This window comes from Streptomyces sp. YS-3 (assembly GCF_045257485.1).
In the GTDB taxonomy this organism is placed as follows: domain Bacteria; phylum Actinomycetota; class Actinomycetes; order Streptomycetales; family Streptomycetaceae; genus Streptomyces.
In genome coordinates this window covers 1-1,106 of record NZ_JBJHPC010001055.1, presented here as the reverse complement: position 1 = coordinate 1,106, position 1,106 = coordinate 1, and the positions used below count along the sequence as shown (strand labels likewise).

The following is a 1,106-nucleotide window of genomic DNA, read 5'->3' as shown; positions in this document are numbered from 1 at the left end:
CTCCTTCACACCCCCGGGCTGCCGGCCCCCTCGCGTCCGTCCGGCAGGAACGCCTTCGTCACGCGTACGAACAGCTCGCGCAGTTCCTCGGGCACCCCCATGCGCCGGGCGGCCTCCTCGGGACTGAGCGGCGTCGCGCCCTCCCCGTCCTGCCCGCCGCGGCTCACGGCGATCGGCAGATCGTCCTCGGAGAGCCTGCCGGAGCGGATGAGCATGTCCCGCAGCGGTACGCCGAGCACGGCCGCCAGTCTGCGCATGGTCTCCAGGTCCGGCATGCTCTGGCGCTGCAACAGCCTGCTGACGGCGGCCCGGTGGACCCCGGCGTCGTCCGCGAGCTTGGACTTGCCGCCGCCGCGCGGGCTGTCGATGTCGTAGTTCCGCAGCCGCATCAGGCGCTCGATCCAGGCGGCGAACTCCTCCAGCCCGTCCGCGTGGCCGCGACCGCCGTCACCGCGGTAGCCCTGCTCGTTGCGGGCGCCGGCCCGTGCGCTCGAACCCATGTGGTCGCTCTCCCTCGTCGCGGGAGACAGCGTACCCCCGGCACGCTCGCGCGACAGTAGGTGCGCGCCCGCACGCATGAGTCGCTTGCGTACGCGCACGCACCGTGTCACCCTGATCACGCGTTCGCAATTTGCCGAACTCGTGTTCCCATACGTGGGGAGGGGTTTGCACGTGCCCGCACACCTGACCACTCCAAAAGCACCCTTGACCTCGGACTTATCCCGAGCGGTGGATGACCTCGACTGGCGCAGGGCCGCCGCCTGCGCGAACCTCCCACAACACTCCGTGTTCGCCCGCGTTCCCTCCGAGGCGGAACCGGTATTGCGAGCATGCAATCAGTGTCCCATTCGCAGGGAGTGCGAGGTGGTCGTCGACCCCGCGCACACCTTCTTCGACGGGGTGAGCGGCGGACGGCTCTGGCGCAACGGCCGCGAGGTGAGGCGGCCCTCGGCGCACACGCCCGGGCAGGCGGAGCGATGAGCGGCGAGAGCGCGGACACGGTGTGGCTCCAGTCGCTGGCCCGCCGCTTCCCCGACCTCCTCGCGGAGCTCGCCCCGTCCCCCGCGGGACCGCGCGAACGGCCCGGCGGCTCCCCCCGCTCCACC

The 1,106-nt window shown here is 72.0% G+C and carries 1 protein-coding gene; it reads right to left on the bottom strand.

What is annotated here, in order from left to right; all coding sequences use genetic code 11:
- Window positions 1–5 precede the first annotated feature (5 nt).
- Window positions 6–389 carry a helix-turn-helix domain-containing protein gene (locus ACJA3G_RS37435; RefSeq protein WP_406557461.1) on the bottom strand — a complete coding sequence of 128 codons (384 nt, stop codon included), beginning with the start codon at window positions 387–389 and terminating at the stop codon, window positions 6–8.
- Window positions 390–1,106: the final 717 nt, after the last annotated feature.